The organism is Bradyrhizobium sp. INPA03-11B (genome assembly GCF_040446015.1).
GTDB classification, from domain to species: domain Bacteria; phylum Pseudomonadota; class Alphaproteobacteria; order Rhizobiales; family Xanthobacteraceae; genus Bradyrhizobium; species Bradyrhizobium macuxiense_A.
This window is the reverse complement of record NZ_JASGSR010000033.1, coordinates 18,748-31,615: the sequence shown is the minus strand read 5'-3', so window position 1 is coordinate 31,615 and position 12,868 is coordinate 18,748. Positions and strand designations below refer to the sequence as shown.

Genomic DNA, 12,868 nt, shown 5'->3' with positions numbered 1-12,868 from the left:
AGTCGTCTCCGGGGATTTGGCCGACTATAGGCCAAAAACCGGCGGCCAAGGCAAGGGGACAAGAAGGGGCAGGGCAGGGCCAACGCCCGGTAAAGTCAGGCGAACTTGCTGGCAATCGGCGGCCGGGCTAGGACAGGCGCAAGGACAGACGATGGTCTCATTCGCGATGGTCTCATTCGTATCAACCGCCGGTGCCGCAAAATGACGCCGGTCGCGCTCACCATTGCCGGCTCGGATTCCTCGGGTGGGGCAGGCATCCAGGCCGACCTCAAGAGCTTTGCCGCGCTTGGGGTTTACGGCGCCTCGGCGATCACGGCGTTGACCGCGCAGAACACCACGGGGGTCAGCGGCATCCATCCGGTGCCGGCTTCCTTCGTCACGGCGCAGATCGATGCGGTGTTCTCCGATCTCGACGTCGGCGCGGTGAAGATCGGCATGGTCGCGCAGGCCGAGACCATCGCGGCGATCGCCGATGGGCTGAAGCGCTGGGCGCCGCGCCATATCGTGCTCGACCCGGTGATGGTCGCAACATCAGGCGACCGCCTGCTTGCCGCCGAGGCGGTCGATGCGCTGAAGACCATGCTGTTTCCGCTGGCCTCGCTGATCACGCCGAACCTGCCGGAAGCGGCGGCGCTGCTGAACGAGCCGGTTGCTTCGAGCGAGGCCGATGTCGAGCGGCAGGGCAGGCAATTGCTCGCGATGGGATGCAGCGCGGTGCTGGTGAAGGGCGGTCACAGCCACGGCGCCGAGAGCACCGACTATCTGATCGACGGCGCGCGCAGCATCGCGCTCGCGGCGCCGCGCATCGCGACCGCAAACACACATGGCACCGGCTGCTCGCTCTCGTCGGCGATCGCGGCAGGGCTCGCGAAGGGCGAGAGCATGGAGGCCGCCGTGCGCAACGCCAAGGCCTGGATCTCTGATGCGATCGCCGCCGCCGATCGCTTCGCCGTCGGCCGCGGCCACGGACCGGTGCATCACTTCCACAAGTATTATTGAAGCTACTATTGAAGCCGCGTAGCCCGGATGCAGCGAAGCGAAATCCGGGAACGGTTCATCCGCGGACGAAGACTCCCCGGATTGCGCTTCGCTTCATCCGGGCTACGTATTGACTGCTTCGTCGACAGCGCGTTGTTCCACTGCGATATGCAGCAACACCACGCCTGTTCCTCACAGCCGCGGCCGCCGATGTCGCCAGATTGTCGCATGCGGCTGTTATCCGCAGGGCAGGGGCGCGCTGCTGATTCTCGTTAACTCTTTGTGGAGCCTCAGGTCGCGGGGATCGTCATCGCCTTGTCACAGGAATCTGTTAGGTGCACAGGCATGGGAAGTGACTCCTTGAGTGAAGAAAGCCCCGAGCGGCGCTTTCGCACTTTGTTTATCTCCGATGTCCATCTCGGAGCCCGCGGTTCGCAAGCCGACCGCCTGCTGGACTTCCTCCGCTCTCACGATGCCGATACGATCTACCTCGTTGGTGATATCGTCGACGGCTGGGCGCTGAAGTCGAACTGGTACTGGCCGCAGACCCACAACGACTTCGTGCAGAAGATGCTGCGCAAGGCGCGCAAGGGCGCCAAGGTGATCTACGTCCCGGGCAACCACGACGAGTTCCTGCGCAAATATTACGGCACGCATTTCGGCGGCATCGATGTGGTGGAGAACACCGTCCATACCGGCGCCGACGGCAAGCGCTACCTCATCATCCATGGCGACATCTTCGATCTCGTCGTGCAGAACGCACGCTGGCTCGCCCATCTCGGCGACAAGGCCTACGACTTCGCGATCCAGATGAATCGCTTCGTCAACTTCTTCCGCAAGATGTTCGGCGTTCCCTACTGGTCGCTGTCGCAATGGGCCAAGCTGAAGGTCAAGAAGGCGGTGAACTATATCGGCGCGTTCGAGGCGACGCTTGCCGGCGAGGCGCGGCGTCACGGCTGCGACGGCGTGATCTGCGGCCACATCCACTACGCGACGATTCATGACGAGCACGGCATCCGTTACATGAATTGCGGCGACTGGGTGGAGAGCTGCACCGCGCTCGCCGAGCATGAGGATGGCCATTTCGAAATCATCACCTGGACCGACCCGGTGCGCCGGATCGCGCCAGTTCCGCGAGTGACGGCACGCGCTGCATGACGCATATCCTGGTCGCGACCGATGCGTGGCATCCCCAGGTCAACGGGGTTGTCCGCACGCTGACCATGATGGCACAGGCGGCGAACTCGCTCGGCGTCGAGGTCAGCTTCCTGACGCCGGACGAGTTCCGCACCTTCGCGATGCCGAGCTATCGCGATCTCCGGCTGGCGCTGCCGTACCGGGCCAAGGTCGCGAGCCTGATCGAAGCGGCCAAGCCCGACAGCATCCATATTGCGACCGAAGGCCCGATCGGGCTTTCGGTCCGCCGCTATTGCCGCAAGCGCGGCCTGCCGTTCACGACGAGCTTCCACACCCGCTTCCCCGAATATGTCTCGGCCCGGACGCCGGTTCCGGAAGCCTGGGTGTGGCGCGCGCTGCGCTGGTTCCACAAGCCGAGCCGGGCGGTGATGGCGGCGACCCCGGCGCTGGCCGCCGAACTGCGCCAGCGCGGCTTCCGCAACGTGGTGCTGTGGTCGCGCGGCGTCGATACCGCGCTGTTCCATCCGCGCGACGTCGACCTGTGCCTGCCGCAGCCGGTCTATCTCAGCGTCGGCCGGGTGGCAGTGGAAAAGAACCTCGAGGCATTCCTCGATCTCGATCTGCCCGGCACCAAGGTCGTGGTCGGCGACGGCCCGGCGCGGGCGGCGCTGGAGCGGAAATATCCGGAAGCCGTCTTCCTCGGCGCCCGCCATGGGGAAGAACTGGCTGAAATCTATGCTGCGGCCGATGTGTTCGTTTTCCCCAGCCGCACGGATACGTTCGGTTTGGTGCTGCTCGAGGCACTGGCGAGCGGCCTGCCGGTTGCCGCTTTTCCGGTCACAGGTCCCCGCGACGTGATCGGCGCGGCGCCGGTCGGCGTGCTCGACGAGGATCTGCACCATGCCTGCCTGGAGGCGCTCAGCATCCCGCGCCAGGCCTGTGTCGATTTTGCCGCGCTCCACACCTGGCAGGCGTCGGCCAGGGTGTTCATCGAGCGCTGCATGAACGTCCGCCCGGCTCCGCCTGATGGCGAGGGCGAAGTGTTCGAATTCGGTGCCGAGGAGCACCATTTCGCAGTTTTGCCGGCCAGTCACCCAACCTCACACTAAACAAACTCACGCCAAAGCGTCTTGCCGGGCTGTATCCCGCCGCGATACAAATTGCGGATGACGGACACCGTTTTAAATCCACCCGTCGCTGCCGCGGACATCGATGCCGCCGCAAGGGTGGTCGCGCCGTTCGCGGTGCGCACGCCGCTCCTGACCTTTCCCGTTCTCAACGAACGCGTCGGCAGCCGGGTTTTCCTCAAGCCCGAAATGCTGCAGCGGACCGGATCGTTCAAGTTCCGCGGCGCCTTCAACAAGCTCGCCTCGATCCCGCAGGACAAGCGGAGCGGCGGCGTCGTCGCGTTCTCCTCGGGCAACCATGCCCAGGGCGTTGCCGCGGCGGCCAGGATCCTCAACATGCAGGCGACCATCGTGATGCCTGCGGACTCGCCGCTCACCAAGCGTGAGCGGACCAAGTCGTATGGCGCCGAAGTCGTGCTCTACGACCGCGATCGCGACGACCGCGCGGCGATCGCCAGCGGCATCGCCAGCAAGCGTGGCGCGACCTTGGTGCCTCCCTATGACGATCCGCTCGTGATCGCGGGCCAGGGCACCGCCGGCCGCGAGATCGCCGAGGACATGGCGGCGCTCGGGCTGACGCCCGATATCGTCGTGGCGCCGGCGTCGGGCGGCGGATTGATCGCGGGCGTTGCGACCGCGGTGAAAGCGAAGTATCCGCAGGCCCAGGTGATCGTCGCCGAGCCCGCGGGCTATGACGATCACGCGCTGTCGCTCAAGGTCGGACATCGCGAGGCGCATGCGGTTGCGCCGCGCACCATCTGCGATGCGCTGATGGCGATGATGCCGGGCGAGCTCACCTTTGCGATCAACAGCAAGCTGCTCGCAAACGGTGTCAGCGCTTCCGACGAAGAGGTTGGTGCGGCTGTAGCTTTTGCCTATCGCGAGCTGAAGCTCGTGGTCGAACCCGGTGGCGCCATCGGGCTCGCCGCGCTGCTCGCGGGGCGGATCGACGCCAGGGGCAAGAACGTCGTCATCGTGCTCTCGGGCGGCAATGTCGACGCCGATTTGTTCGCGAAGCTCGTCGCCTGAGATCGGCGTTTTTGAAAAGCGGCGGGGGCAGGGCGGTGATCGCTCTGCCCCCGTTTCGTTGTGCGGCGTGGCCGATCAGTGCCTGAAGCCGCCATGATGCCCGCCGCCCATGCCGCCGACATGCGAGCTGGACTGACTTGAGCGGAACGTTGCACGCTCGCCACCGCCCGATCGCGTCCGGTCGACTTGCATGCTCTGCCGCCCGGCGCGGAAGCGGTGGTGGTCGCTGTCTTTCATGATCGGGCTTGATGCGTTCTTGCCGGCATTTGCCGCAGGAAGGCTCGCGATGTTACCTTTGCCAATCGTGTTCGGCATCCCGATCGGCTTCGCTCCGGGCGCGGGCATGTTGACGATCCTACCGCCGCCGATCTGGCCGTTGCCGCCGGCGCCTTGCAGGCCCGCATTGATCGGCTGCAAGGCCTGACGATTTGACAGCCGCGTGAATTGCATCAGCGGCACCAGCTTCGGCTGGGCCTGCAGCTTCAAGGCCTGCTGCGCGTAGGGGCCGCCAGCGAAATTGTCGTGGAAGGTCTTGTAGGCGAACGGCGTGTTGGCCAGCACCGCCTTGTGCCAGGCAGCGACCTGCAGCCAGTTGGTCAGCAGGAAGCGGATGCGGTCGCACAGCGGATCGCGCGGATAGAGCCGGATGAATTCCTCGTAGTAGTCCGGCCGGCCCTCCGACAGCACGAAATCGTAGGCCTGGTGCACCGAGCGGTTCGGCAGGTTCGACGCCATCTGCACGATCGGCCCATTCGCCGGCGCGCGGGACGACGCGACAGCGGTGTCGCCGAAGAAATAGAAGTCGGAGGTCAGCGACGAGCTTTCCCAGGGCGTCTGCCGGCCGTCGGTCGTCGAGTTGACCTCGAGGCGAACGCGCTTGAACAACTGCTCGATCGGCAGGTTGGGCTCGCGCGCCAGTCGCAGGAAGGCGTTGGTGTAGGGGCTGTGGCCGTTGTTGCCGTCCTGTGCCTCCATGCCGGGCGCGGTCGAATAGCCGACGATCGAGCCGTTCGGCGCGTCGACGACGGCAAGGCCGCGGCCGGCATCGTTGACGTTGGGAAACGGGTTGTTGCGGCAGGCATCGAGCACCACGATCCGCATCCGGCTCGGGATGTTCTCGAGCGTGCCCATCACGTCGACGAGGCGCACCGCATTGCCGTCGAGGTCGGACGGCGTCGCGATCTTCGCATCGACCGGAATCAGATAGTTCTCGCCGGCGAGCTGCACGCCGTGCCCGGCATAGTAGATCATGGCGACCGTGCTCGGGCCCCGCGCCGCGACCTTGTCGGAGAAATCCCGCAACACCTTCACCATGTCGCCCTGCCTGAGGTTGGTCGCGGAGATCACCTCGAAGCCGGCCGCGTTCAGCAGCTCGGCCATCGACTGCGCGTCATTGCCGGGATTGGCGAGCTTTGGCGCATTCTCGTAATTCGCATTGCCGATCACGAGCGCCACGCGCTGCTCGGGACCGCGGAGCGCTGCTGGTGTCGCTGCGGCTGATGACGCAGGTGAAACACCCTGATCGAGGGATGGCGCTGGCGTCTGCGCTGCATTGCCGACCGTGAGACTGCTGCTCTCGGCAAGCGCCGCACCGGGCGCACCGAGGCTCAACAGGCCGAGCAATGCGGCCGATATCATCATGGATGTCAGGCGGACCATCGCGCGCTCCCAAAAGCTGATCCCGGTGCGAGACCGGTCGCGGGGACGCTAGACGCAGACGCGGTCGCGGTACGTGAGCTGGGTCACGGAGCGTGGGAGGTCAATCGGAGGTGAACGCGTCGCGTGAACACGTCCGCGCTTACGAGAAGAACGCCATCTTCTCGGCTTGGCTCATGCGGCGGATCGGCGCGAGCGGATCGTTGGCCGCGACGGTCGGCTTTTTCAGAAGGCCGCTGGCGATGATGGTGGAGCCGAGCGAGACCTCGGCCGCGGGAGCGGGCGCTGCGCCAACGGTCGGCGGGAGAGGCGGCGGCACCGCCAGCGGAGCCGTAGCAATCGACGCGACAGCGACCAGTGCTGGCTCGACCTTGAGCTCGACCTTCGGCTCGGGCGCCGGTGCAGGCTCGGGCTGAATGGCCGGTGCAACCATTTCGGGCTCGGGTTCGGCGGCCATCGCCTCGGCGACACGCAGCTCTTCGGCGGCGCGCATTTCCTCGGCGATCGCCTCTTCGTCGATCGGATCGGGTGCGCCCATTTCCATCGCGATCAGGTCGAGCATCGCTTCGTCATGGGCGTCGGCGGCGGCCTCGTCGGAGACGCGGGCGAGTTCGGCGGCCTCGGCTTCGGCCAGTGCAGCTTCGGCCTTGAGCCAGGCTTCGCTCGGCTGCGGGACTGCCGCTGTGGCAGCCTCGGTGGGCGGCGTTGCAGCTTCGGCGTTCGGCGTCGCCACGGCTTCCTGAGGCGGCGCTGGCGGCGTGGCGGCCATCGGTGCATCGGGGGCCGCGCTCTCGGCGGCAGCGCTTTCGGCTGCCGGCGGCGATGAAGGCGCCGCCGCGGCCGGTTCGGCCGCGGGCGTCGCCACCTTGTCTGGATCGAACTCGCTGAGCCGGCGGGCCAGCCCCGCGAAGGCAGCGTCCAGCACGGCCTTGGCGTCGTCCATCGAAACCTGGGACGCACCGGCCTCGATCGCGCTGGCCTGCGAATCGATGATGTCGCAGATCCGGCCGTCATTGCCGATCTCGCGCAGCCGCCAGGAGATCTCCCGGATCACCCGCACGCCCTTGCGCACCGGCGCAAGGTTCTGCTCGAAGCTGACGCCGTCGAGCGCCGCGATGGCGGAGGCCTGGGCGGCCTCGATCGCGCCGCGCAGCGCGCCCAGCGCCTGCGCCAACTGCTCGTCCCTGATCGCCGCTGCGGCGGCCTGCCGCTGCGCGCTGAGACTGTCCTCGATCCGCGCCACGGCATCGAGCACCATGCGGGTGTCGGCGTTGCGGTTGCGCTTGGCGTATTCGCCGAGGAACCAGCGGCCCCGCGAGGTCTCCATGAAGGCCGCGCTGATCGCAGCATAGTCCTCCTCGCTCGGCAGGGCCGCGCGGGCGGATATCGGCGACAGGGCGAATGCTTCTTCGGCCATCACAATCTCTTCGCGCAAATCACAGCGCGTTACGCTAACGATCACCACGATATCGCGCGAATCGCAATTGAATTGATGTCTTCCGAATCACAAATCCCCATTGCAGCAAAAGTTGCATCGCGGCGATTCGCGCGCAGCCTCGCGGCATTCTATGCCACGCTGTTCGGCATGACCGGGGTCCATCTGCCGTTTTTCACGGTGTGGATGAAGGCGATCGGGATCGATGCCACCTGGATCGGCATCATCACGGCGGTGCCGCCGGTGACGCGCTTCACCGTGCTGCCGCTGGTCACTGCGGCCGCGGAACGCCGCCAGATGCTGCGCGGCGCGATCATCGTCACCGGGTTTGCGACGGCATTCGGCTTTGCCGTGATCGGCACCCAGCACCAGCCGTTCGTGCTGCTCGCGGTCTATGCGCTGACGTGTTGTGTCTGGACGCCGATGGTGCCGCTCACCGACGCCTATGCGCTGCGGGGCGTCAGGCAATTCGGCCTCAGCTATGGGCCGCTGCGGCTGTGGGGCTCGGCGGCCTTCGCGGTCTGCGCGCTGATCAGCGGGTTCCTGCTGCGCTATGTCGCGGAGGTCGACCTGATCTGGATCATCACGGCCGTGACGGTGCTCGGTGCGCTCGTCGGCCTGACGCTGCGGCCTCTGGGCCGCCCGGTGGCATCAGTCGCGCACGCGGCCGGTTCGCCAAAGCTGCTGCGCAATCGCACCTTCCTCGCTATCATCGTGTCCTCGGCGCTGATCCAGGGCAGCCACGGCGCCTATTACATCTTCGCATCGATTGCCTGGCAGCAGGCCGGTTTCAGCGGCCTGACCATCGCGGTGCTCTGGGTGCTCGGCGTGATCGCCGAGATCGTGCTGTTTGCGGCCTCGCCGCGCTTCACGCTGCCGTCGGCTGTGCTGGTGATGATCGCGGCGGCCAGCGCGGTGGCGCGCTGGGCGATCACCGCGCAGGACCCGCCGCCGGCGGTGCTGGCCGTGGTCCAGCTCGGACACGGGCTGAGCTTCGGCCTGACCCAGGTCGGCATCATGGGGCTGATGGTGCATCACGTGCCGGTTCATGTGATGGCGCGCGCGCAGGGCTATCTCACCGCCTGCGGCGGCATCGTCGCGAGCACCACGGCGATCGTCAGCGGCATGGTCTATGCGCGCTTCGGCCTCGGCGTCTACGACATGATGGCGACGATGGCGGCCACAGGCGGGCTCGTGATGTGGCTGGCGCGTCGACGCCTAACCCGCCATCATCCCCACAGCGCGGCATCCGGCGGATAGACCAGGCTGCCCTCGTAGCGCAGGCCGTGGTCGCGGTCCTTGGCCAGCAACAGCGGGCCGTCGAGATCGACGAAGCGCGCGGCTTGCGCGATCAGCATCGCCGGCGCCATCGCCAGCGAAGTCGCGACCATGCAGCCGATCATGATCTCGAAGCCGAGCGCGCGGGCGGCATCCGCCATCGCGAGCGCTTCGGTCAGCCCGCCGGTCTTGTCGAGCTTGATGTTGACGGCGTCATAGCGGCCGCGCAGGCCCGCGAGCGACGCGCGGTCATGCACGCTCTCGTCGGCGCAGACCGCGACCGGGCGCTTGATCCGCGCCAACGCTTCGTCCTTGCCCGCCGGCAGCGGCTGCTCGATCAGCGTGACGCCGGCATCGGCGCAGGCTTTGAGGTTGGCGGCGAGGTTGTCCTCGGTCCAGGCTTCATTGGCATCGACAATCAGTTCGGAGCGCGGTGCCGCCTTGCGCACGGCGGCGATCCGCGCGCCATCGCCGTCGCCACCGAGCTTGATCTTGAGCAGCGCGCGGTGCGCGGCCTTCGCGGTGGCCTCCGCCATCGCCTCTGATGTCCCGAGCGAGATCGTATAGGCTGTTGTGCGCGGTTCGGGCGCGGGCCGGCCGAGCAGGTTCCAGATGCGCTGCCCGGCGCGCTTGGCCTCGAGGTCCGCCAGCGCGCAATCCAGCGCGTTGCGGGCGGCACCGGCGGGCATCCGGGCCTGCAGGGCGATGCGGTCCATGCCGGCGGCGAGCGGCTCCTGCATCGCCTGGATCGCCTCGAGCGTCGCCTCCGGCGTTTCGCCATAGCGCGGGTAGGGCACGCATTCGCCGCGGCCCACCAGACCGCCCTGGCTGACCTCGGCCACCACCACGACCGCCTCGGTCTTGGCGCCGCGGCTGATCGTGAAGGTCCCGGCGATCGGCCAGCGCTCGATCCGGGCATTCAAGGAAATGGTCCGGGATGGGCTGGAAGTCATTTTAAAGTCTACTATTTCCTGAACCGTAGCTTGCGACGCGCAAACAACTATGGCTGGTTAGTGACAGATTCGACAAGCCGATCCGGCATCGCCGGAGATCTGCGTGAGCGGCGGCCAGTCGGCTTGAGGGGTAGGCAAAAGGTGAGCGGCGACCCGACACTGGAGCGGATAGCCCAAGGCGAAGGACTGGCGTTGTGCGCGGCGGGCAACTGGACCGCCCGCTTTGCCCCTGCGCTCGAGCGGATCGTCTCCGACGCCGAGAAGCTGCGCGGCAGCCGCCCCCACATCTTCATCGACGTGTCGCAGGTCGCAAGCCTCGATACCTTCGGCGCCTGGCTGATCGAGCGGCTGCGCCGCAGCCTCAGCGATGCCAGCGCGGAAGCGGAGATCGCGGGCCTGTCCGCAAATTACTCCAGCCTGGTCGACGAGGTCCGCCGCGTCGGGCCCGCGCCGAGGGTCGTGAGCGAGGGGCTGTCGATCACGGGCATGCTCGAGCAGATCGGCCGCACCGTGGCCGGGGTCAGCGGCACCATCATCGGCCTGGTCGACATGCTCGGCGCGGTGCTGGCCGCCGCCGGCAAGGTGCTGATCCATCCGCGCAGCTTCCGCCTGACCTCGACGGTACATCACCTCGAGCAGGTGTGCTGGCGCGCGGTGCCGATCGTGGTGCTGATCACCTTCCTGATCGGCTGCATCATCTCGCAGCAGGGCATCTTCCATTTCCGCAGGTTCGGCGCCGACATCTTCGTGGTCGACATGCTGGGGGTGCTGGTGCTGCGCGAGATCGGCGTGCTCCTGGTCGCGATCATGGTCGCGGGCCGCTCCGGCTCGGCCTATACCGCCGAGCTCGGCTCGATGAAGATGCGCGAGGAGATCGATGCGCTGCGCACCATGGGCTTCGATCCGATCGAGGTCCTGATCCTGCCGCGCATGCTGGCCTTGGTGCTGGCGCTGCCGATCCTGGCCTTCCTCGGCGCGATGGCTGCGCTCTATGGCGGCGGCCTGGTGGCCTGGCTCTATGGCGGCGTCGATCCGGAGGCCTTCCTGCTCCGCCTTCGTGATGCCATATCGATCGACCATTTCATCGTCGGCATGGTCAAGGCGCCTGTGATGGCGGCGGTGATCGGCATCGTCGCCTGCGTCGAGGGGCTGGCGGTGCAGGGATCGGCGGAATCGCTCGGTCAGCACACCACCGCGTCGGTGGTGAAAGGGATCTTCTTCGTGATCGTGATGGACGGCGTTTTCGCGATCTTCTTCGCCTCGATCGGGATGTGATCATGGCGGAGCAGGACATCGACGCCATCATCCGGGTTCGCGACGTCACCGTGCAATTCGGCACCACGCGCGTGCTCGACGGCCTCGACCTCGACGTCAAGCGCGGCGAGATCTTAGGCTTCGTCGGCCCGTCGGGCGCCGGCAAGTCGGTGCTGACGCGCACCATCATCGGGCTCGTGCCGAAGGTCTCCGGCCGCATCGAGGTGTTCGGCGTCGATCTCGATGCCGCGAGCTCGTCGCAGCGCCGCGCCGTCGAGCGGCGCTGGGGCATCCTGTTCCAGCAGGGCGCGCTGTTCTCTTCGCTCACGGTGCGCCAGAACATCCAGTTTCCGGCGCGCGAATATCTGCGCGTCTCGCAGCGGCTGCTCGACGAGATCATGGTCGCGAAACTGGTGATGGTCGGCCTCAAGCCCGAGGTCGCCGATCGCTATCCGTCGGAACTGTCCGGCGGCATGATCAAGCGCGTCGCGCTGGCGCGCGCGCTCGCGCTCGATCCTGAATTGGTGTTTCTCGACGAGCCGACGTCGGGGCTCGATCCGATCGGCGCCGGCGATTTCGACGAGCTGGTGCGAACGTTGCAGCGCACTTTGGGGCTGACCGTTTTCATGGTAACCCACGATCTCGACAGTCTTTACACCGCGTGCGACCGTATCGCCGTTTTAGGGAACGGTAAGATCATTGCTGCAGGATCGATCGCCGACATGAAGGCATCGCAGCATCCATGGCTGCAGCAATATTTCAACGGCAAGCGCGCCCGAGCCGTTGTGGCCTAGCCCATGATCCCGAAGCGAGAAGACCGGTTTTCGGACGAGATCATGCGCCAACAGGGAATTCGACCGGCTCGAACGCAGGCTGACTGCGCGAAGGCCCAAGAGTAATTCAAGAGCGATGAACGCGAGCAATTGATGGAAACGCGGGCGAACTACGTCTTGATCGGGGCTTTCACGCTGGCGGTGATCGCCGCCGCGTTCGGCTTCGTGCTGTGGTTCCAGAGCCTGCACACCACCAAGCAGCGCAGCCCCTTGCGGGTGATCTTCGAGGGACCGGCGTCGGGTCTGCGCAATGGCGGCAATGTCAACTTCAATGGTATCCGGATAGGGGAGGTGGTGTCGGTGAAGCTCGACAATCCGCGGCGCGTGGTGGCGCTGGCGATGATCGAGAACAACGCACCGCTGCGCAAGGACACCCTGGTCGGCCTCGAATTCCAGGGCCTCACCGGCGTCGCCGCGATCTCGCTGAAGGGCGGTGAGGAGGCCGCCCCGCCGGTGCCGCTGGATGAGGACGGCATCCCGGTTCTGACCGCCGACCCCAACGCACTGCAGGACGTCACCGAAGCGATCCGCGCCACCCTGCAAAACGTCAACCGCATCGTCGCCGACAATCAGCAGTCGGTGAAGAATTCGCTGAAGAACCTCGAGGTCTTCACCGAGGCGCTGGCGCGCAATTCCGAGAAGATCGACAACGTCATGCTCAAGGTCGACGGCGTGATGGCCAAGGCCGACAATCTGATGCTGGGCCTCAATGCAATCGCCGGCGGCAACAATGGCAGCGAGCTGAACCTGATGGTGAAGTCGATCCGCGAGCTCGCCGACAATGTCGACAAGCGGACCAATCTCCTGATCAACGACGGCCGCCGCACGCTCGCCGACATCAGCCGCGCCGTGAACAATTTCGACCGCAACCCGAGCCGGGTGATCTTCGGCGGCAGCAACAACGCCGCACCCGAGCCCGCGCCCGCTCCCGCAGCAGCACCGGCAGGCCCGCGGCGCCGGCAGTAGCAGTAGGCTGCGCGAATGGTGAGCGGCGAATAGGGTTCGCTGCCTGCACGCACACGACCGTCATTGCGAGCAAAGCGAAGCAATCCATCGCTCCGCATACACGGCGGCATGGATTGCTTCGTCGCTTTCGCTCCTCGCAATGACGGTGGTTGGCTCCGCCGCCCTACCACCGCGACGCAGTCCGGACACTCTCACTTGGCCCAAACAAAAACGGAGGCCTTT

11 protein-coding genes are annotated in these 12,868 nt (G+C 66.3%); 8 read left to right on the top strand and 3 right to left on the bottom strand.

The window, feature by feature from the left end:
* Positions 1 to 201 precede the first annotated feature (201 nt).
* From thiD to QMZ05_RS16290, 4 genes are all read left to right on the top strand, one after another.
* Positions 202 to 999: a bifunctional hydroxymethylpyrimidine kinase/phosphomethylpyrimidine kinase gene (gene thiD, locus QMZ05_RS16305; protein WP_353701677.1), complete on the top strand. Its 798-nt coding sequence runs from the start codon at positions 202 to 204 to the stop codon at positions 997 to 999.
* A 324-nt stretch (positions 1,000 to 1,323) separates the two neighbouring features.
* Complete coding sequence (locus QMZ05_RS16300; protein WP_050423189.1) at positions 1,324 to 2,136, top strand: UDP-2,3-diacylglucosamine diphosphatase; 813 nt, start codon at positions 1,324 to 1,326, stop codon at positions 2,134 to 2,136.
* Positions 2,133 to 3,224 (top strand): glycosyltransferase family 1 protein, encoded by a 1,092-nt coding sequence (locus QMZ05_RS16295; RefSeq protein ID WP_353701676.1) that lies wholly within the window; start codon positions 2,133 to 2,135, stop codon positions 3,222 to 3,224. The genes QMZ05_RS16300 and QMZ05_RS16295 overlap by 4 nt, the downstream gene beginning before the upstream one ends.
* A 57-nt stretch (positions 3,225 to 3,281) precedes the next feature.
* Complete coding sequence (locus tag QMZ05_RS16290) at positions 3,282 to 4,271, top strand: threonine/serine dehydratase (protein ID WP_353701675.1); 990 nt, start codon at positions 3,282 to 3,284, stop codon at positions 4,269 to 4,271.
* Positions 4,272 to 4,346: 75 nt separating this feature from the next.
* Here the strand turns inward: QMZ05_RS16290 and QMZ05_RS16285 are convergent, their stop codons facing one another.
* Together QMZ05_RS16285 and QMZ05_RS16280 are read right to left on the bottom strand one after the other, a co-directional pair.
* The gene (locus tag QMZ05_RS16285) at positions 4,347 to 5,930 is read right to left on the bottom strand and encodes a caspase family protein (protein ID WP_353701674.1); all 1,584 of its coding nucleotides are present in this window, start codon (positions 5,928 to 5,930) and stop codon (positions 4,347 to 4,349) included.
* Positions 5,931 to 6,069: 139 nt separating this feature from the next.
* Positions 6,070 to 7,344 carry a hypothetical protein gene (locus QMZ05_RS16280; protein WP_353701673.1) on the bottom strand — a complete coding sequence of 425 codons (1,275 nt, stop codon included), beginning with the start codon at positions 7,342 to 7,344 and terminating at the stop codon, positions 6,070 to 6,072.
* A 75-nt stretch (positions 7,345 to 7,419) separates the two neighbouring features.
* On the opposite strand from QMZ05_RS16280, the gene QMZ05_RS16275 reads away from it, so the two are divergent.
* Entirely contained in the window at positions 7,420 to 8,622 is a 1,203-nt protein-coding gene (locus QMZ05_RS16275) for an MFS transporter (RefSeq protein ID WP_353701672.1), read from the top strand.
* Here QMZ05_RS16275 and dgcA read toward each other — a convergent pair.
* On the bottom strand, positions 8,592 to 9,593 hold the full coding sequence (dgcA, locus tag QMZ05_RS16270; RefSeq protein WP_353701671.1) for an N-acetyl-D-Glu racemase DgcA: 1,002 nt from the start codon (positions 9,591 to 9,593) through the stop codon (positions 8,592 to 8,594). The two genes, QMZ05_RS16275 and dgcA, sit on opposite strands and share 31 nt — an antisense overlap.
* Before the next feature lie 141 nt (positions 9,594 to 9,734).
* Between dgcA and QMZ05_RS16265 the strand changes: the two genes are divergently transcribed.
* The 3 genes from QMZ05_RS16265 to QMZ05_RS16255 all read left to right on the top strand — a co-directional run bounded on the left by QMZ05_RS16265 (position 9,735) and on the right by QMZ05_RS16255 (position 12,646).
* A complete protein-coding gene (locus tag QMZ05_RS16265) occupies positions 9,735 to 10,868 on the top strand; it encodes an ABC transporter permease (protein ID WP_074131925.1) in 1,134 nt (377 codons plus the stop codon).
* 2 nt (positions 10,869 to 10,870) lie between these two features.
* Entirely contained in the window at positions 10,871 to 11,641 is a 771-nt protein-coding gene (locus QMZ05_RS16260) for an ABC transporter ATP-binding protein (RefSeq protein WP_074131927.1), read from the top strand.
* Between the two features lie 132 nt (positions 11,642 to 11,773).
* The gene (locus QMZ05_RS16255) at positions 11,774 to 12,646 is read left to right on the top strand and encodes an MlaD family protein (protein WP_353701670.1); all 873 of its coding nucleotides are present in this window, start codon (positions 11,774 to 11,776) and stop codon (positions 12,644 to 12,646) included.
* Positions 12,647 to 12,868: the final 222 nt, after the last annotated feature.

Excerpts from the sequence above, each read along its gene's own strand:
- thiD (WP_353701677.1), top strand. The coding sequence starts at position 202 with ATGACGCCGGTCGCGCTCACCATTGCCGGCTCGGATTCCTCGGGTGGG.
- QMZ05_RS16260 (WP_074131927.1), top strand. The coding sequence starts at position 10,871 with ATGGCGGAGCAGGACATCGACGCCATCATCCGGGTTCGCGACGTCACC.
- QMZ05_RS16255 (WP_353701670.1), top strand. The coding sequence starts at position 11,774 with ATGGAAACGCGGGCGAACTACGTCTTGATCGGGGCTTTCACGCTGGCG.
- dgcA (WP_353701671.1), bottom strand. The coding sequence starts at position 9,593 with ATGACTTCCAGCCCATCCCGGACCATTTCCTTGAATGCCCGGATCGAG.
- QMZ05_RS16295 (WP_353701676.1), top strand. The coding sequence starts at position 2,133 with ATGACGCATATCCTGGTCGCGACCGATGCGTGGCATCCCCAGGTCAAC.
- QMZ05_RS16280 (WP_353701673.1), bottom strand. The coding sequence starts at position 7,344 with ATGGCCGAAGAAGCATTCGCCCTGTCGCCGATATCCGCCCGCGCGGCC.
- QMZ05_RS16300 (WP_050423189.1), top strand. The coding sequence starts at position 1,324 with ATGGGAAGTGACTCCTTGAGTGAAGAAAGCCCCGAGCGGCGCTTTCGC.
- QMZ05_RS16285 (WP_353701674.1), bottom strand. The coding sequence starts at position 5,930 with ATGGTCCGCCTGACATCCATGATGATATCGGCCGCATTGCTCGGCCTG.
- QMZ05_RS16290 (WP_353701675.1), top strand. The coding sequence starts at position 3,282 with ATGACGGACACCGTTTTAAATCCACCCGTCGCTGCCGCGGACATCGAT.
- QMZ05_RS16275 (WP_353701672.1), top strand. The coding sequence starts at position 7,420 with ATGTCTTCCGAATCACAAATCCCCATTGCAGCAAAAGTTGCATCGCGG.